Here is a 15012-nt window from a genome sequence, read left to right as displayed (position 1 = left end):
CGCTCTAAACGCAGATTACGCTTCATCTAAAAGCATAGTGCCTTTCTCTGCAAGGTTTGTATGCCATGAGAATGCTCTGTCTAAAAGATGTGGAGTATTTCCGCCACGTTGCGCTTTTGCATCTTCAAAGTATTTACGAGCTTGCGCTTTATATTTAGGATGCATACAGTTTTCGATGATTTTCTCTGCCGCATCTGTTGGGCAAAGACCGCGAATATCCGCATAACCTTGCTCTGTAACGATCACATCAACTTCATGGTTTGTATGATCTACATGGGTTACAAAAGGAACGATTGCCGAGATATTGCCATCTTTTGCCGTAGATTGTGTGACGAAGATTGTAATGCGAGCATTACGAGCAAAGTCCGCAGAACCACCAATACCATTCATTGCATGGGTACCGCTTACATGCGTTGAGTTGACGTTGCCGTAGATATCCACTTCAAGCGCAGTATTGAATGCAATCACACCAATACGGCGAATCACTTCAGGATGGTTTGTAATTTCTTGCGGACGGAAAAGGATTTTATCTTTATATTTCTCAAGGTCGGCTGCAAGGTTATCGACACGTTTTTTCGAAAGTGAGAACGCTGTTGCAACCGCGAAATCGACAACGCCGGCATCGATTAAGTCAAAGATTCCATCTTGTAATACTTCTGAGGAAACGGTGAGATTTTTGAAACGATCGGATTTTGCCATACCACTTAAAACGGCATTCGCAACAGAACCTACACCTGACTGAAGTGGTGCAAGGTTTGGACCTAAACGACCTGTTTCTACTTCATTACCAAGGAAGTCTAATAAGTTATCAGCAATTGCTTGCGTCTCTTCATTTGGTTCAAAAAGTGGTGAAGGAATATCAGGGCGATCTGAAAGAATCACGCCACGAACTTTTGCAGGATCTACTTTAATACCGATTGTACCGATACGTTTGCTGAGATCATCATATACAGGAATCGCTTCACGATTGTCACCTTGATCTCTAGGAACGTAGATATCATGAATGCCTTCATAGCTATCTGGTGTACTTGTGTTGAGTTCGATGATTACATGATCTGCCTTCTCAAGGAAAATTGGCGAGTTACCTACAGAGCCTGTTGGAATGATTAAACCATCTTCTGTAATTGCCGCAGCTTCAATAATTGCGTAATCGATTTTTCCAAGATTGCCTTGGCGAAGTGTTTCTGCTGTGTGTGAAAGATGTTGGTCGATATATTTAATATCACCGCTATTAATTTTCTTACGCATCACTGCATTTCCTTGATAAGGAACGCGAAGATTAATGATATCTGCTTCAGCCATTGCTTGGTCAGCATCAGGACCTAAAGATGCACCGGTATAGAGATTTACTTTGAATTTCTCATTTTTTCCACGTTCTGCTAATGCTCTTGGGAATACTTTTGGTTCACCGAAAAGTGTAAAACCGCTCATTCCTAAGGTCATTCCATCTTCAATCCAAGAAGCCGCTTCCTCGGCAGAGACGATTTTATCTAGATACGCTTCATGGCGAATTTTTTTATTTAAGTCTGTGCTCATAATATATCTACCTTTTATTGTGAATTATCTATATTTATTTATAAAATTACTTGTCATATCTAGGCGATGCCTCTATTTTAGAGAGCTATTTTATCTCTAGGCGACGAAATTCAGATTCCTTCTAATATAGACAGATAATATGGAATACTTCAAGTGATAAAGTTATTGATGAATGAGAAAATAGATCTTATTAACACAATGAATAATATCAACTTTCTTGAATAAAGTTGACAATTATTTGAAATTTACATTTTCTATTTGACTGATTTTATTAAGTATATTTTTTTAATGAAGATTTTCCATTGTTAATATATGTTAGTGATTAATTTTTATAGTATACTTTCGACCTTATTAAGAAAATCAATGCTTATATTATTACGGAATGACACAAGAAATCGTTTAGAGTTACGAGAGAATAATAATTGTAATTACTAAATGTTTTTAGAGAGATTTTATGTCAAAATTTTATGTAACCTGTGCCCAAGGGCTTGCTCCATATGTTAAAGAGGAGCTAGAAGCGCTTGGGATCGATGCCAAAGAAAGTGGGACAGGTGTCACTTTCAACGGTGAGTTTAAAGATGCTTACAATGCATGTCTTTGGATTCGCTGCGGATCACGTGTACTTTTAGAATTAAAAGAAGGGAAGTTTGAATCTTTAGATCAACTTCATAATGAACTTGCGCTATTTTCATGGTCAGCGCATATGCGTGAAACCGACACTTTTTCAACAAAAGTAACGGCAAAAAGAGCAGGAAACATCCATACACACTTTGCGGCGCTAAGAGTAAAAGATGCGATTGTTGATTATTTCAACGATCTTATGGGAACTCGCCCAAATGTAGATGTAGAAGATCCCGATGTACGTTTTTATGTTCACATTTTTGAAGATCGTTATACGCTCTATTTAGATATGAGTGGTGAACCGCTTCATAAACGTGGTTTTAGAAGTGAACAAGGTGCTGCGCCGATTAAAGAAAACTTAGCGGCAGCGCTTTTATATCGTTCTAAATGGTTAGAAAAAGCTGCAGAGCATCAAAACTTTATTGATCCACTTTGTGGTGCCGGAACAATTTTAATTGAAGCCGCACTCATGGCGCGTGATATTGCGCCGGGATTATATCGTAATGACTTTGGTTTTATGCGCTGGAGACTTTTCAAGAAAGCTGAGTGGGATGAATGCTACGCATCTGCGAAAAAGAGAGCAGCAGAAGGTGAAGCACGTTATCAAGGAACGTTAGTGGGCGTTGAGCGAAGTTCTATGATGATCGGGATTACGAAAGCGAATGCCGATAGAGCGAAAGTCTTAAAAAATATGGTTTTCAAACATATGAGCTTCCAAGACTACGCACGTGATGAAAACTTCAAAACAGGCTTAATTGTTACGAATCCTCCTTATGGTGAGCGTTTAGGTGATAAATCTCAGTTAATGAGCACTTATATGGAGCTTGGGGATTTTCTGAGAAATTATGAAGGATTTGAAGCAGGTGTGATTACTTCAGATCCAGATCTTGGCCGCGTGATGGGTATCAGAGCGAAAAAGGTCAATAAATTTTGGAACGGTGCATTAGATTGTGTGTATTTACAATTTAATATTGAACCACAATTTTTTGTGAATCGTGAAAAAGCAAATGCCAATGATCAGAGATTAGTGTTAGATGAACTACTCGCTGATGGTGGTGAAGCATTCATGAACCGCTTAACAAAGAATGCGAAACATCTTGGAAAGTGGGCAAATAGACAAGGTATTGAAGCGTATCGTGTATATGATGCCGATATTCCAGAGTTTAATGTAGCGATTGATCTCTATAAAGATCATATTGTGATTTATGAGTATGAAGCGCCATCGTCTGTAACACGTCAAGTGGCAGAGATGCGTTTTAATAAAATTGTACAGATTGTTCAACATCTATTTGATGATGTGTCAGTTGCGAATATTCATATTAAACAACGTTCAAGACAACGTGGTAAAACGCAATATGAGAGACATTCTGAGGAAGATGGAAATCTTTTCCAGATTACAGAGGGCAATGCGAAGTTGCTCGTGAATCTTACGGATTATCTAGATACAGGTCTATTTTTAGATCACCGTGATGTTCGCTTGAGAATTGGACAAGATGCAAAACGTAAACGTTTCTTAAACTTGTTCTGTTATACAGGAAGTGCTTCAGTGCATGCTGCAAATGGTGGTGCGTCTGAAACATTGTCTGTTGATTTATCAAAAACCTATTTGAGTTGGGCAGATCAAAATCTGGCGCTCAATGGACATTTTGAAGGTCATGAATTGGTTCAAGCTGATGTGATGGAATGGCTGAAAATTCGTGTAGAAAATATGCAAAACAAGCCATTATTAAGAAGAAATGAAGATAAATTTGAGCTTATTTTCATGGATCCACCCTCTTTTTCTAACTCAAAAAGGATGGAAGGAATTCTTGATATTCAGCGTGATCATTCACAATTAATCACAGATGCAATGAAGCTGTTAGTGAGAGATGGTGAGCTAGTGTTTTCAACGAATCTGAGAGGTTTTAAGATCGATTCTGAGTTGTTAAATTTGTTTGATATTAAAGATATTTCTAGTGCAACTTTACCAGAAGACTTTAAGCGCAATCCCAAAATCAGACAATGTTTTTCAATAAAACACAAATAAAATATTTATTATTATTATTATTATGTATATAATGAGTTTGCTAGGAAGTGGTCATTAATAAATTGGAGTTTATTAATGATCTGAATATTTAAAAATCATTTATTGAATGGAGACAAAAAGTGATGAAAGAGTTAAATTTAAACGTATTAACAATTGATAAAATGGAAAATCTTATTACAGAATTAAGCCAAGAGATCGAAAGCCGTCGCGCTGCTGAAGCAGAGCAAGTTCGTAAAGAAATCGAGAAGCTTCTTGATCATTCTGGTCTTTCTTTCCATGATGTATTTAAAGACAAAGTAGGTCGTAAAGGCCGTAAAGTACCAATGAAATATGGCAATCCAGAAAACCCAGAGCAACTCTGGAGTGGCCGTGGAAAAATGCCTTTATGGATGAAAGAGAAAGTTGAAGCAGGCGCTAAAAAAGAAGATTTCTTATTAGCAGAAGAATCAGCAGAGTAATTAAATATCTTTGAATATTTGAAGTAACTTATAAATTTTGTATATCACTATTATTAAAAATATAAATAAATATATTTCAATATGATTATCTAAATTTTAATATTCCTCTTCAAGCATTGTCACTTGCCATGTAATTGGAATGGGTAAGTAATTTGATTGAAGCAGTGAAGAGATAGACAATATTTGAAGAGAAAAATGACTCGATCTTTCTGAAGGTAAATATAGGGCGAGAGAATTAGGTTTTTTTGCAGTTTCAGCGAAGGATAGTGTTGAAAGTAGTAAAGCACCATGATTCAAATCACCTTTCATGGTGGATTGCATTGGATTCAGAACAATTGAATGAAGCCCTTGCAATCCTCGTCCATCAGCCTTTAGGTAAGCCTCTTTTGCAGACCATAAGAGGAAAAAACGGGTTATTTCATCGGGAGTTAGATCTAAATTAGGATTCGTCGAAATATCCCATTTTCTTTCTAAAATCCATTCGATTTCTTCAGGCTGGAATGTTCTATTAAGCAAGCCAGAAAAATTGCGTCGAGGCTGAATCGCTTCGATATCAATCCCTAAAGGAATCGATCCTGATGAGATAATCAGTCCAACATAATCATTGGAATGCGTCAGATTAAAGGAGATATCACAGTTCGTAAAGATCGGCTTTTGATGATCGTTATAACTGATTTCCGGCAACTGATGAATTTGAAAATAAGATTGTAATGTATGAAGCAAAAGCGCACGACTTAATAAATAACTCGTGCGTTTTTTATTGCCTAGATCAATATTCCAAAACTGCGGGTAATGCGTTTTTGCCCACTGAATATTCTCATCATTAATTTCTAATACAACGGCGTAAACAGGATTCATTTTCTATGATGATTCCAGAAAATTTCCGGTGTATCTGTGATTTTTGCAATCATTCTTGCCGTAATGAAGAAGTAATCGGATAAGCGATTGAGATATTTTAATGAATGAGGATTCACAGGATCATTACTATTAAGTGCCCATAATGCACGTTCTACTTTTCGACTGAGCGCGCGAACATAGTGAGTTTTCGCTACAAGTGGAGATCCCCCAGGAAGAATAAATTCCTTTAGAGCAGGTAGCAATTCATTATAGATAATGAGCTGTTCTTCGATGGTATTGACGGCATTTTCAGTCACTAAATCATTGCCGGGCATGGAGAGCTCACCGCCAAGATTAAATAATTCATGCTGAATATCAAACCACTCATTCATGAGGATTTTCAGCGCTTCTTGCGTTGATTCTGGATAATCGTGTAAGGTTGATTGAATCTCTGCAATGCCAATTCCAATGAGAGAATTAAGTTCATCGATCAAACCAATAGTTTCAATACGTGGATGATATTTTTCTAAACGGATATTGCCGGCAATGCCAGTTGTACCTGTATCGCCTGTTTTTGTGACGATCTTTGATAAACGATTTCCCATGAAACCTCCTAACGATTATGAATTTTAATGTTTATGATAAGTAGTTTAAGAATAGCCCAATAAATAGCACTAATCCTACCCAATTATTATGCAAGAAAGCTTTGAAACAATTCATTCTATCGTGATTCTTGATGAGTATAATCTGATAATAAAACAGATTGATGACAATAAAGATAGAAACGAGAAAATAACTGCTGAGACCTTCGATCATTGCAATGGAAAGAAGCAAAGTTGTCATCGCAATTTGTAAGCCAATAATGATGTAATAATCTTTATCCCCAAGCCAAGATTCAAAGAGCAGGGCAGAAGATTTAATATTGATGGATTTATCATCTTCCCGATCGCTCATGGCATATTCCGTATCGTAAATCAGCGTCCAAATAATATTGGTAAAGAAGAGCAAGTACGCCGTTAATGGCAGAGTTCCTTGAATTTCCATAAATGCCATCGGGATTCCAAAGGCAAATGCTACTCCTAAATGCGCTTGAGGCAAGGAGTGAAAGCGTTTCATAAACGGATAAGAGAGCGCAATCAAAAGTGCCGGAATACTGAGCAGAATCGTCTTAAATGAGAGAAACAGTGCGAGAAATCCCGACATTGCAACTAACAGAATCAATAGATAAACCGCTTCTTTGGTCGTAACTTTGCCGGAAGTGAGCGGACGATCTTTCGTACGTTCTACAAATTTATCAATATCTCGATCGGCAATATCATTAATCACGCAACCCGCCGAGCGCATTAAAAAAACGCCGAGCATAAAGATGATGAGCACTTTGGCAGATGGCGCACCATCGCTTGCAATCCAAATTCCCCACAGCGTTGGCCACATTAATAGATAACTTCCGATCGGTTTTTCTACTCGCATGAGTTGCAAATAATAGGGAATATTCTGAATCTTTAACATAATTAAGCGCTCTTCGTGAATCAATAAATAAGAATCCTAGATTGCCGTAAATGTGCCGGCAAAATCTATTCTACTAAAGATTCACGCTTTCGTAAGAAGTTCCGTTCTTGTAAATGAGATAGATATCACGGCACATCGTAGTTTTTATGGGAATATGTTAGAGTATTTTGCAGTAAATGCCGTTGTAGCCTGAATTTTTCATTGATAACGTTAAGAGATTTTTATAATGAATTATGTTCCAAATCCTTCCACAGCTTCTGAAGCTTTCACGTTAAGTAGCGCCACTTTGGCGAGATTAGTGGAGAATCATCATTATTCTTTAATCGGCGATATCGTCTTGTTTGGCATTCGTGCCGGCAAACTTGAAAAGGGCGAATATGGCATGTGGCTTACGGATGCTGTGATTCGCGAAAATACGTTAGATGGTGAAAACCTTCACTGTTTGCTTGGGCTTTGGAATTTACAAACTTATAAAATTGCACTTTTTCCGGCATCCACTGTTCCAAATCTCTATTGGCAACAAAAACAGATAGAAGATCCTTCAAAGCAGATCGCAAACTGTTTAGGAACGGGTGCTTATGGCTATATTATTGGCGCACATGAACCGAATAATCGCCCTTTTGAAGAAGGTGCTTTTCGTTTAAGTCGTTTGCAACCGGTACTCGCATGGCGTTTTTATAAGCCGAATCATGATTATGAGCTCGCAAATGGCACTCCGACTTTATCCATTGTGAATGATCATATTCATAGTGCGCAATCTACCACAAAACCGACCAACATCAGCTTCTCTTCCGCAGGTTGCCAAGTGGTAGAAGGCGATCATGTTCCTCCAAATATGCCAACAGGATGGTATCAAACCTTCCGCATTTTATCAGGGCAATCGGCAATGCCATCGCCATTAGAAGTGGGAACGGAATATCGTTATCTATTAGCGCATGTGAATGATCTTGCGAAAATTGCACATGGCGATATGGCGACAAAATTACAGCAAGGATCTACAGGAATCAACGTGCGATTATTGCAAGAAGCCTTAATGAATGCCGGCGATTTAAATGAAGACTTTATCGATAAAGGATTCTTTAATGGCTATACAGCAGAAGCCCTTTACAACTTCCAAAAACGAGCAGGATTGCCGGCAACCGGCATTGCTTCAGAAAGAGATTTGAAGAAATTAGGTATTTCGATCGTCAATTAATAGCTAAGAAATAGATAAAATCCAAGTTTTAATAAGAAAGACTTCAAAGCTTCGCTTTCGAGGTCTTTTTTGTGTTTCGTAAATTTAATGATTCATTTATCTCGGAGCAAGCTCTTCATTTGCGGGCGCGAGATTCTGACAAGAGTGCAAACATTCCCTCCCGCCGTGAATAAACCGTTCTTATATTGAATGCATTCCTTCTTCATCAGGGAATTTGAATATCTTTTCGATAAAACACCATATGTTAGAATGATCTTCATGTTTCTAATTACTTATAAATTTTCTTAACTTTCCGTTAAGTATCATAAGGTAAAGATTAATGAGAATTTCCGAAGTAATTTTAAAGCAAAATTCAAGATTAACGATAAAACCGGAATTGAGGTGGAGATGAGATATTTTTCATGGCTGTGGAATATTCCTCTGATTCAAATGCTGCAAGGATATAATTTTTCCAAATTTCAGCATGATGTCATTGGTGGTTTAACGGTGGGAATGATTGCTGTGCCGTTGTCGATGGCGCTTGCGATTAATACCGGTGTTGCACCGCAATATGGTTTATATACTTCCATTGTTGCCGGTTTTTTTATCGCAATGTGTGGCGGCGCACGGTTTAATATTTCAGGGCCAACGGCGGCTTTTATTGTTATTTTGCAACCGATTACTAGTCAATATGGGTTAACAGGATTGATTCTTGCCACAAGCATGGCGGGCGTGATTTTGTTATTGATGGGTATTTTGAAGATCGGGAAAATGATCCATTATGTGCCATATCAAGTGACCGCAGGATTTAGTGCCGGCATTGCGATTGTTATTGCGATGACTCAAATACCGGATCTACTTGGGATTAATGATCCGATTCAAGCCGATAACTTTATTGAAAGAATTATGGCGATTGGCGAAATGGCAACGAGGTTTTCTTGGACAGATGTTAGCCTTGGCATTTTCACGCTTTTGGGGCTGATTTTATTGCCGAAAATTTTCAGTAAATTTCCGCCACATTTGATTATTTTGGGAGCAAGTGCGCTATTAGGATTGCTTTTGGCGCATTATGGTTTGGAATTTCGAACCATTCAATCCGTGTTTAGTTATGAATATCAAGGCGAAATCTTTCACGGTATTCCCAACTTTTTGCCGGAGTTTAGCCTGCCATGGATTGCTGAAAATGGAGAAAGTATTTTGACCTTTCAGCTTGTGCGAGATCTTCTGCCAAGTGCCTTTGTCATTGCATTATTGGGAGCAATAGAATCACTTCTCTGTTCGGTAGTTGCCGATGGTATGAAGAATACTCGGCATAATCCCAATGCAGAACTCATTGGGCAAGGCGTTGGGAATATTATTGCGCCCTGTTTTGGCGGATTTGCGGCAACGGCAGCGCTTGCGAGAACGGCTGCGAATATTCGTGCCGGTGGCAATACACCTGTTGCCGGCATGATTCATGCACTGTTTGTATTGCTGACGTTACTCTTTTTCGCCAATTTACTAGGTTATTTACCGATGGCGAGCTTAGGTGCATTATTGTTGATGGTTGCTTGGAGCATGGCGGATGTTCCTTACTTCCGGGAAACTGTGAAAATGGCGCCGAGAGAAGATCTTGCGGTGCTATTTCTCTGTCTGATTCTTACGGTCGTTTTTGACATGGTGGTTGCCGTTGCGGTGGGAATGGTGTTGTCGAGCTTTCTCTTTATGGCACGAATGTCTACTTATACAGAAACCGAGTTTTTGATTGAAACGCCGGAGATGGATGCGGATGGCAAAGGTATTGAAGATGAGCTTCAGGAAGAGCTTGCAGAATCCGCACCGCTGATTTTGCATTATGAGATTCGAGGGCCTTTCTTCTTTGGACCTGCGAGAAAAACCATCGAATCTTTAGATCGCTTGCCGTATCTCAATCACAATATTGAAGTGATGATCATCCATCTTGATAAAGTACCGATGATTGATTTAACAGGGCTCATCGCCTTTAAAACCATGCTCGATCGTTTAGCGAAGAAAAATATTATCGTAGTGTTATCGGGATTAAATAATGAAACGAAAGCAGTTTTAGGAAAAGCCAAACTTTCTCCTAAAAAACGAGAAGGATTATATTGGGCAAAAGATCGTGCTGATGCCGATGAAATCGCACAATCTCTCTGTTCAGTTTGTCAGTTTTCGATTTAAAATCTTTTATGAGTAGAAAAGGGATTGAGGTTCATTGCGGGCGCATGATTCCTATAAGCATGCAAACATTCGCTCCCGCCATGAATCAGCCTATTTCGTAAGCAGAACCAAATATATAAAAATAATAGAATTATGAGAGATGCGAAGAAGCGGGTTTGAGCTCAGGTTCTAATTGATTAATTTCATCAATAATCGAGCAATTATCGGCTTGATGATTCTGCTCACAGCGAGCCTGAATATCACTCAGCTCTTTTTTCAGTGCCGTAAGTTCTTGGATTCGATGATCAATATGCACAAGATGATCTTGAATAATCTCATTAATCGGCAAGCAATTATGGTTGTTTTCAGTGGCGAAAATGATCTGCCGAATCTCTTCTAAACTCATATCAAATGCTCGGCAATTACGAATAAGTAACAATCTTTTGAGATGCTTATTTTGATACATTCGGTAGTTATTTGCAGTTCTCTCAGGCGCATCAATGAGGGCTTCTTTTTCGTAATAACGAATGGTTTCTACCGGCACTTTACTGATGCTTGCCAGTTCCCCGATTCGATAACTATTTGCTCCCGTTTGAGTTTTTTCTGCCGGTACTGTTTCGATATTCATAAACGCTCCTTTAATTGAAAGCTTGACCCTGAAGTAACTATAGGCTGTTTAATATCCTAAAAGCAAATATAGAATCTAGGATTGAGATATTGAATATTTCAATCCGCTATTCAAGATCAACTTTAGAATAGGAATGCGCTGAAATAGCGCAGTAGAAGATTATGAATAAAATAGAAGAAACAGATATGACAAAGTGCCAAACTCCTCACGATCGTGGCTCTTGTTGTGGCGGTTCGGAACACAATGCCACAATTCAAGATAGCGATATTCCAAAAGGATATATGCAAGATATTCTCTATATTCAAGAGATGGATTGTCCGATGGAATCAGTGCTGATCGAGAAAGCTTTAGCGAATAATACGGATATTCATGCGCTCAATTTTAATTATCTCAAGCGAGAAGCTTATGTTGTTCATCGAGGCGATATTGCAAAGATCATGGCGCGCATCAAATCTGTGGATATGACCGCGCAACTCATCACTTCTGGCGAAGAAATCGTTCATAAAACGTCTTTTTATGAGAAATATGAAACGCCTCGTTTAATCTTTGCCGGTATTTTTGCGGCGATCTCTGAAGTGTGTGAGTTTGCGGATCTCGGCATGGTTTGGAGTGCATTATTTGCCTTTATGGCCATTGGTTTAGTAGGATTAACGACTTATAAAAAAGGCTGGGTTGCCCTTAAAAACCGCACGTTAAATATTAATGCGCTCATGAGCGTTGCCGTTACCGGCGCAATTTTTCTGGGGATATTTCCGGAAGCGGCGATGGTGATTGTGCTCTTTACGCTTGCTGAAATTATTGAAGCGAAATCTCTCACAAAAGCACAAAATGCTGTGGAAAAGTTATTGAAGCTTGCGCCGGATGTGGCGAGCGTTGTTACGGAAAATGGCGTTGAAGAAAAAAAGGTAGATGACATTGCCTTAAACTCTGTAGTACGAGTGATTCCCGGCGGAAGATTGCCTCTTGATGGTGTGATTATCCGGGGAACTTCGAGCTTTGATGAATCGGCAATTACCGGCGAAAGTATGCCTGTGGATAAGTCTGTGGGTGAAACTGTGTATGCCGGCAGTATTAATCAGCAAGGCGAAGTGGATTATCAGACAACTTCCACTTCAGAAAACTCCACGTTAGCGAAAATTGTGAGAACGATTGAAGAAGCGCAGGTGAAAAAAGCGCCGGTACAACGGTTTATTGATCGCTTTGCGGCGATTTATACGCCGATTGTGTTTATTGTGGCGATTCTCATTGCCGTGATTTCTCCAATGTTTGGCGTTTCATGGTTTGATTCGATCTATAAAGCTTTAGTGATCCTTATTATTGCTTGTCCTTGTGCGCTTGTGATCTCAACGCCGGTAGCGATTGTCAGTGCTTTAACGACCTTAGCAAGACACGGGATTTTAGTGAAAGGTGGTGAATTTATTGAAAAAGGGGCGCACTTAACGCATCTCTCATTTGATAAAACCGGCACTTTAACGCTCGGAAAACCGGTATTAAGTGAAACGCTCTTTTTCACGGAAAAGGGCGATCAGCTAGTAGATAGTAGCTTTTCGGAAGAAGATCGAGCGCTTTTGGAATTCGCATTTAGTTTAGCGGCGAAATCCGATCATCCGATTTCAAAGGCGATTATTCAAGGGAAAACCATTCCGTTTAAAGAGGTGGAAAACTTTGAAGCCATTGCCGGCAATGGCACGAAAGGCGAGATTGCCGGCAATATCGTATTGCTTGGGAATCGTAAAATGATGCAAAGCCATAATATTTCGTTAATGGCGGTGGAATCGGAACTTGGTCGCATTGAAGCACAAGGTGCGAGCTTAACGATCTTTGCGTATCAAGGGATTGTTCGGGCAATTTTCACAGTTGCCGATCCCATAAAAACCAATGCGCCGGAAGCGTTATCGGCACTGCAACATCAAGGAATTCAACCGATTCTGCTTTCAGGCGATCATAAAGGCGCTGTGAATCATGTTGCCGGTGAACTCGGTATCGCAACGGCGCACGGCGCACTGTTGCCGGAAGAGAAGCTGGCAATTCTTTCAAGTTATCAAATCAATCAACAAGCGATTGGCATGATCGGCGATGGGATTAATGATGCGCCGGCATTAGCGAAAGCAGATGTCGGATTTGCCATGGGCGCGATCGGCAGTGATATTTCGATTGAAACGGCAAATGTAGCGATTATGGATGATGATTTGGAAAAAATCCCATATTTCATCGATATTTCACGAAAAACAGTAGGGCTTATTAAACAAAATATTATTATCGCATTAGGGATTAAATCTGTGTTTTTCTTAGCGATTCTTTTTGGCTATGAAAGCATGTGGGCTGCCGTATTTGCAGATGTCGGCGCAAGCTTACTCGTGATTATGAATAGCCTACGAATCTTGCGAAAGAAGTGATTCGGTTAGATCAACATTCGCAAAAGAGATATTTAAAAAATTTGGATAAGAATCCTAAACTAAGCAAATAAAAAGCTCCAAACGAATCGTTTTGGAGCTTTTTGTTGTGATCATTTTACATGATGAAAGGTTTAAGCTTTCTTCATAAACTCTGATTTTAACTGAAGGCTTGTGCCGTTCACTTTACAATCAATATCATGATCGCCTTCAATAATACGAATGCCTTTAATCATCGTACCTTGTTTGATCACCATTGATGATCCGCGAACTTTAAGATCTTTGATGACAGTGACAGAATCGCCATCCACTAACGGCGTACCGTGAGCATCACGAGCTGTAAGGCCTTCTTCTACTTCCGCAGTTTCTGTTGTGGACCATTCATTGCCGCAATCTGGGCAAAAGAAAAATTCTGTATCCGTGTAGGTATGTTCCATTCCACATTGTGGGCAAGGCGGTAAATTATGCATTGTTACGCGATCTCCATGCAAGGTTGAAAGAGTACCGAAGGATCGGTAAAGGGGCAATATACCTAAAAATGGGTTAAAAATCGAGTGGTTAACAATTTATTGATATGAATATCAAAAATATTAATGGTATATCGTTGATATATTATTTAAGAATCTGCTTTCGTGATTTTGATCGTAGATGCCGTCATGATGAGAATATCTCTCACATTAAAGGGATTTCATAAAAGGATTTCAATTTAAGATGTATCATTAATCAGGATAAATGCTGAAGAATCATTTTACCGATGAATTCTTGTAGAGCATGACGAAACATGATGAACAACGATCAATAAAGGACGGATTTATGACATCTCAAGTGGATATTACCGTAAAAGCAGTGGCTTTTGATTTAGATGGAACGTTAATTAATAGCGCGAAAGGCTTATCAGAAGCGATCGATTTAATGTTGGAACGCTTAGGATATCCGATTGCCGGTTTTGCCAAAGTATCGACTTGGATTGGTAATGGCGCGGTTAATTTAGTGGAAACCGCTCTGAAAGATGCCAGCGATACGGCGCTTTCAAAATTTGAAGAAGGATTTGCACTCTTTAATGAGCTCTATGCCGAGATTTTAAAAAGTGGGAATGAGCTCTATCCAGGCGTCATGGAAACGTTGGTCTATCTGAAACTGAAAGGCTATCAACTGGCGCTTATTACTAATAAGCCATCTCACTTTTTGCCGGCATTACTGAAAGATCTGCAAATAGCACAATTTTTCAATCTTATATTGGGCGCGGATGATGTTTCGGCAAGAAAGCCACATCCCGCACCGATCTTTCAAACGTTAGGAGCATTTGGTTTATATCCACAGGAGCTTCTGTTTGTGGGCGATTCTCGTAATGATATTCAATCTGCAAAAAATGCCGGCGTTGCAAGCGTGGCGCTTACTTATGGCTATAATTTCGGAAGCCCGATTTCAGAAGAAAATCCTACTTACATCATCAATCAAATGCCGGAATTGATCGAGCTACTGTAGATTATTTTGAGAATCAGATATTAACCGAAAATTAGATAGGCAGATTCAAATACGAAGCGCAACAAGTACGTTTTTGACCAAATACTCATAAGGTGTTAAATATCCTAACACCTTTCGAGGTCTATTATTTAGTAGATCTTCCACATATTGAACTGCTTGCGGATCAAGGTTATCTAAACGTTGATTTT

Annotated in this window: 12 protein-coding genes; 6 read left to right on the top strand and 6 right to left on the bottom strand. The window is 39.2% G+C overall.

From position 1 onward, the window contains the following. Positions 1-15 precede the first annotated feature (15 nt). On the bottom strand, positions 16-1536 hold the full coding sequence (locus ACYSN2_RS02890) for a succinate CoA transferase (RefSeq protein ID WP_461748758.1): 1521 nt from the start codon (positions 1534-1536) through the stop codon (positions 16-18). Between the two features lie 454 nt (positions 1537-1990). Between ACYSN2_RS02890 and rlmKL the strand changes: the two genes are divergently transcribed. Both rlmKL and ACYSN2_RS02880 read left to right on the top strand, forming a co-directional pair. Continuing rightward, positions 1991-4183 carry a bifunctional 23S rRNA (guanine(2069)-N(7))-methyltransferase RlmK/23S rRNA (guanine(2445)-N(2))-methyltransferase RlmL gene (rlmKL, locus tag ACYSN2_RS02885; RefSeq protein WP_461748757.1) on the top strand — a complete coding sequence of 731 codons (2193 nt, stop codon included), beginning with the start codon at positions 1991-1993 and terminating at the stop codon, positions 4181-4183. 122 nt (positions 4184-4305) lie between these two features. Beyond that, positions 4306-4641, top strand: a complete 336-nt coding sequence (locus ACYSN2_RS02880) for an H-NS histone family protein (protein ID WP_461748756.1) — start codon at positions 4306-4308, stop codon at positions 4639-4641. Between the two features lie 96 nt (positions 4642-4737). Here the strand turns inward: ACYSN2_RS02880 and ACYSN2_RS02875 are convergent, their stop codons facing one another. The 3 genes from ACYSN2_RS02875 to ubiA are packed head-to-tail and all read right to left on the bottom strand — an operon-like array spanning position 4738 to position 6987. Next, positions 4738-5499: a 4'-phosphopantetheinyl transferase family protein gene (locus ACYSN2_RS02875; RefSeq protein WP_461748755.1), complete on the bottom strand. Its 762-nt coding sequence runs from the start codon at positions 5497-5499 to the stop codon at positions 4738-4740. After that, positions 5496-6083 carry a cob(I)yrinic acid a,c-diamide adenosyltransferase gene (locus ACYSN2_RS02870; RefSeq protein ID WP_461748754.1) on the bottom strand — a complete coding sequence of 196 codons (588 nt, stop codon included), beginning with the start codon at positions 6081-6083 and terminating at the stop codon, positions 5496-5498. Before ACYSN2_RS02870 ends, ACYSN2_RS02875 begins: the two co-directional genes overlap by 4 nt. Before the next feature lie 31 nt (positions 6084-6114). Next, positions 6115-6987, bottom strand: a complete 873-nt coding sequence (ubiA, locus tag ACYSN2_RS02865) for a 4-hydroxybenzoate octaprenyltransferase (RefSeq protein WP_461748753.1) — start codon at positions 6985-6987, stop codon at positions 6115-6117. 226 nt (positions 6988-7213) lie between these two features. Between ubiA and ACYSN2_RS02860 the strand changes: the two genes are divergently transcribed. Then, positions 7214-8182 carry a peptidoglycan-binding domain-containing protein gene (locus ACYSN2_RS02860; RefSeq protein ID WP_461748752.1) on the top strand — a complete coding sequence of 323 codons (969 nt, stop codon included), beginning with the start codon at positions 7214-7216 and terminating at the stop codon, positions 8180-8182. A 387-nt stretch (positions 8183-8569) separates the two neighbouring features. Then, the gene (gene dauA / locus ACYSN2_RS02855; protein WP_461748751.1) at positions 8570-10339 is read left to right on the top strand and encodes a C4-dicarboxylic acid transporter DauA; all 1770 of its coding nucleotides are present in this window, start codon (positions 8570-8572) and stop codon (positions 10337-10339) included. 130 nt (positions 10340-10469) lie between these two features. Here the strand turns inward: dauA and ACYSN2_RS02850 are convergent, their stop codons facing one another. Beyond that, positions 10470-10946, bottom strand: a complete 477-nt coding sequence (locus ACYSN2_RS02850) for a MerR family transcriptional regulator (protein WP_461748750.1) — start codon at positions 10944-10946, stop codon at positions 10470-10472. A gap of 161 nt (positions 10947-11107) precedes the next feature. On the opposite strand from ACYSN2_RS02850, the gene ACYSN2_RS02845 reads away from it, so the two are divergent. Continuing rightward, on the top strand, positions 11108-13342 hold the full coding sequence (locus ACYSN2_RS02845; protein ID WP_461748749.1) for a heavy metal translocating P-type ATPase: 2235 nt from the start codon (positions 11108-11110) through the stop codon (positions 13340-13342). 131 nt (positions 13343-13473) lie between these two features. Here the strand turns inward: ACYSN2_RS02845 and ACYSN2_RS02840 are convergent, their stop codons facing one another. Then, complete coding sequence (locus ACYSN2_RS02840) at positions 13474-13809, bottom strand: zinc ribbon domain-containing protein YjdM (RefSeq protein WP_461748748.1); 336 nt, start codon at positions 13807-13809, stop codon at positions 13474-13476. A gap of 343 nt (positions 13810-14152) precedes the next feature. On the opposite strand from ACYSN2_RS02840, the gene ACYSN2_RS02835 reads away from it, so the two are divergent. Continuing rightward, positions 14153-14824: a phosphoglycolate phosphatase gene (locus ACYSN2_RS02835; RefSeq protein ID WP_461748747.1), complete on the top strand. Its 672-nt coding sequence runs from the start codon at positions 14153-14155 to the stop codon at positions 14822-14824. The last annotated feature ends 188 nt before the right edge of the window (positions 14825-15012 follow it).

The organism is Ignatzschineria sp. LJL83, from assembly GCF_054871845.1.
This window is presented reverse-complemented; position numbering and strand designations above follow the sequence as displayed.

Excerpts from the sequence above, each read along its gene's own strand:
- ACYSN2_RS02845 (WP_461748749.1), top strand. The coding sequence starts at position 11,108 with ATGAATAAAATAGAAGAAACAGATATGACAAAGTGCCAAACTCCTCAC.
- rlmKL (WP_461748757.1), top strand. The coding sequence starts at position 1,991 with ATGTCAAAATTTTATGTAACCTGTGCCCAAGGGCTTGCTCCATATGTT.
- ACYSN2_RS02890 (WP_461748758.1), bottom strand. The coding sequence starts at position 1,536 with ATGAGCACAGACTTAAATAAAAAAATTCGCCATGAAGCGTATCTAGAT.
- ACYSN2_RS02880 (WP_461748756.1), top strand. The coding sequence starts at position 4,306 with ATGAAAGAGTTAAATTTAAACGTATTAACAATTGATAAAATGGAAAAT.
- ACYSN2_RS02860 (WP_461748752.1), top strand. The coding sequence starts at position 7,214 with ATGAATTATGTTCCAAATCCTTCCACAGCTTCTGAAGCTTTCACGTTA.
- ACYSN2_RS02840 (WP_461748748.1), bottom strand. The coding sequence starts at position 13,809 with ATGCATAATTTACCGCCTTGCCCACAATGTGGAATGGAACATACCTAC.
- ACYSN2_RS02850 (WP_461748750.1), bottom strand. The coding sequence starts at position 10,946 with ATGAATATCGAAACAGTACCGGCAGAAAAAACTCAAACGGGAGCAAAT.
- ACYSN2_RS02835 (WP_461748747.1), top strand. The coding sequence starts at position 14,153 with ATGACATCTCAAGTGGATATTACCGTAAAAGCAGTGGCTTTTGATTTA.
- ACYSN2_RS02870 (WP_461748754.1), bottom strand. The coding sequence starts at position 6,083 with ATGGGAAATCGTTTATCAAAGATCGTCACAAAAACAGGCGATACAGGT.
- dauA (WP_461748751.1), top strand. The coding sequence starts at position 8,570 with ATGAGATATTTTTCATGGCTGTGGAATATTCCTCTGATTCAAATGCTG.
- ACYSN2_RS02875 (WP_461748755.1), bottom strand. The coding sequence starts at position 5,499 with ATGAATCCTGTTTACGCCGTTGTATTAGAAATTAATGATGAGAATATT.
- ubiA (WP_461748753.1), bottom strand. The coding sequence starts at position 6,987 with ATGTTAAAGATTCAGAATATTCCCTATTATTTGCAACTCATGCGAGTA.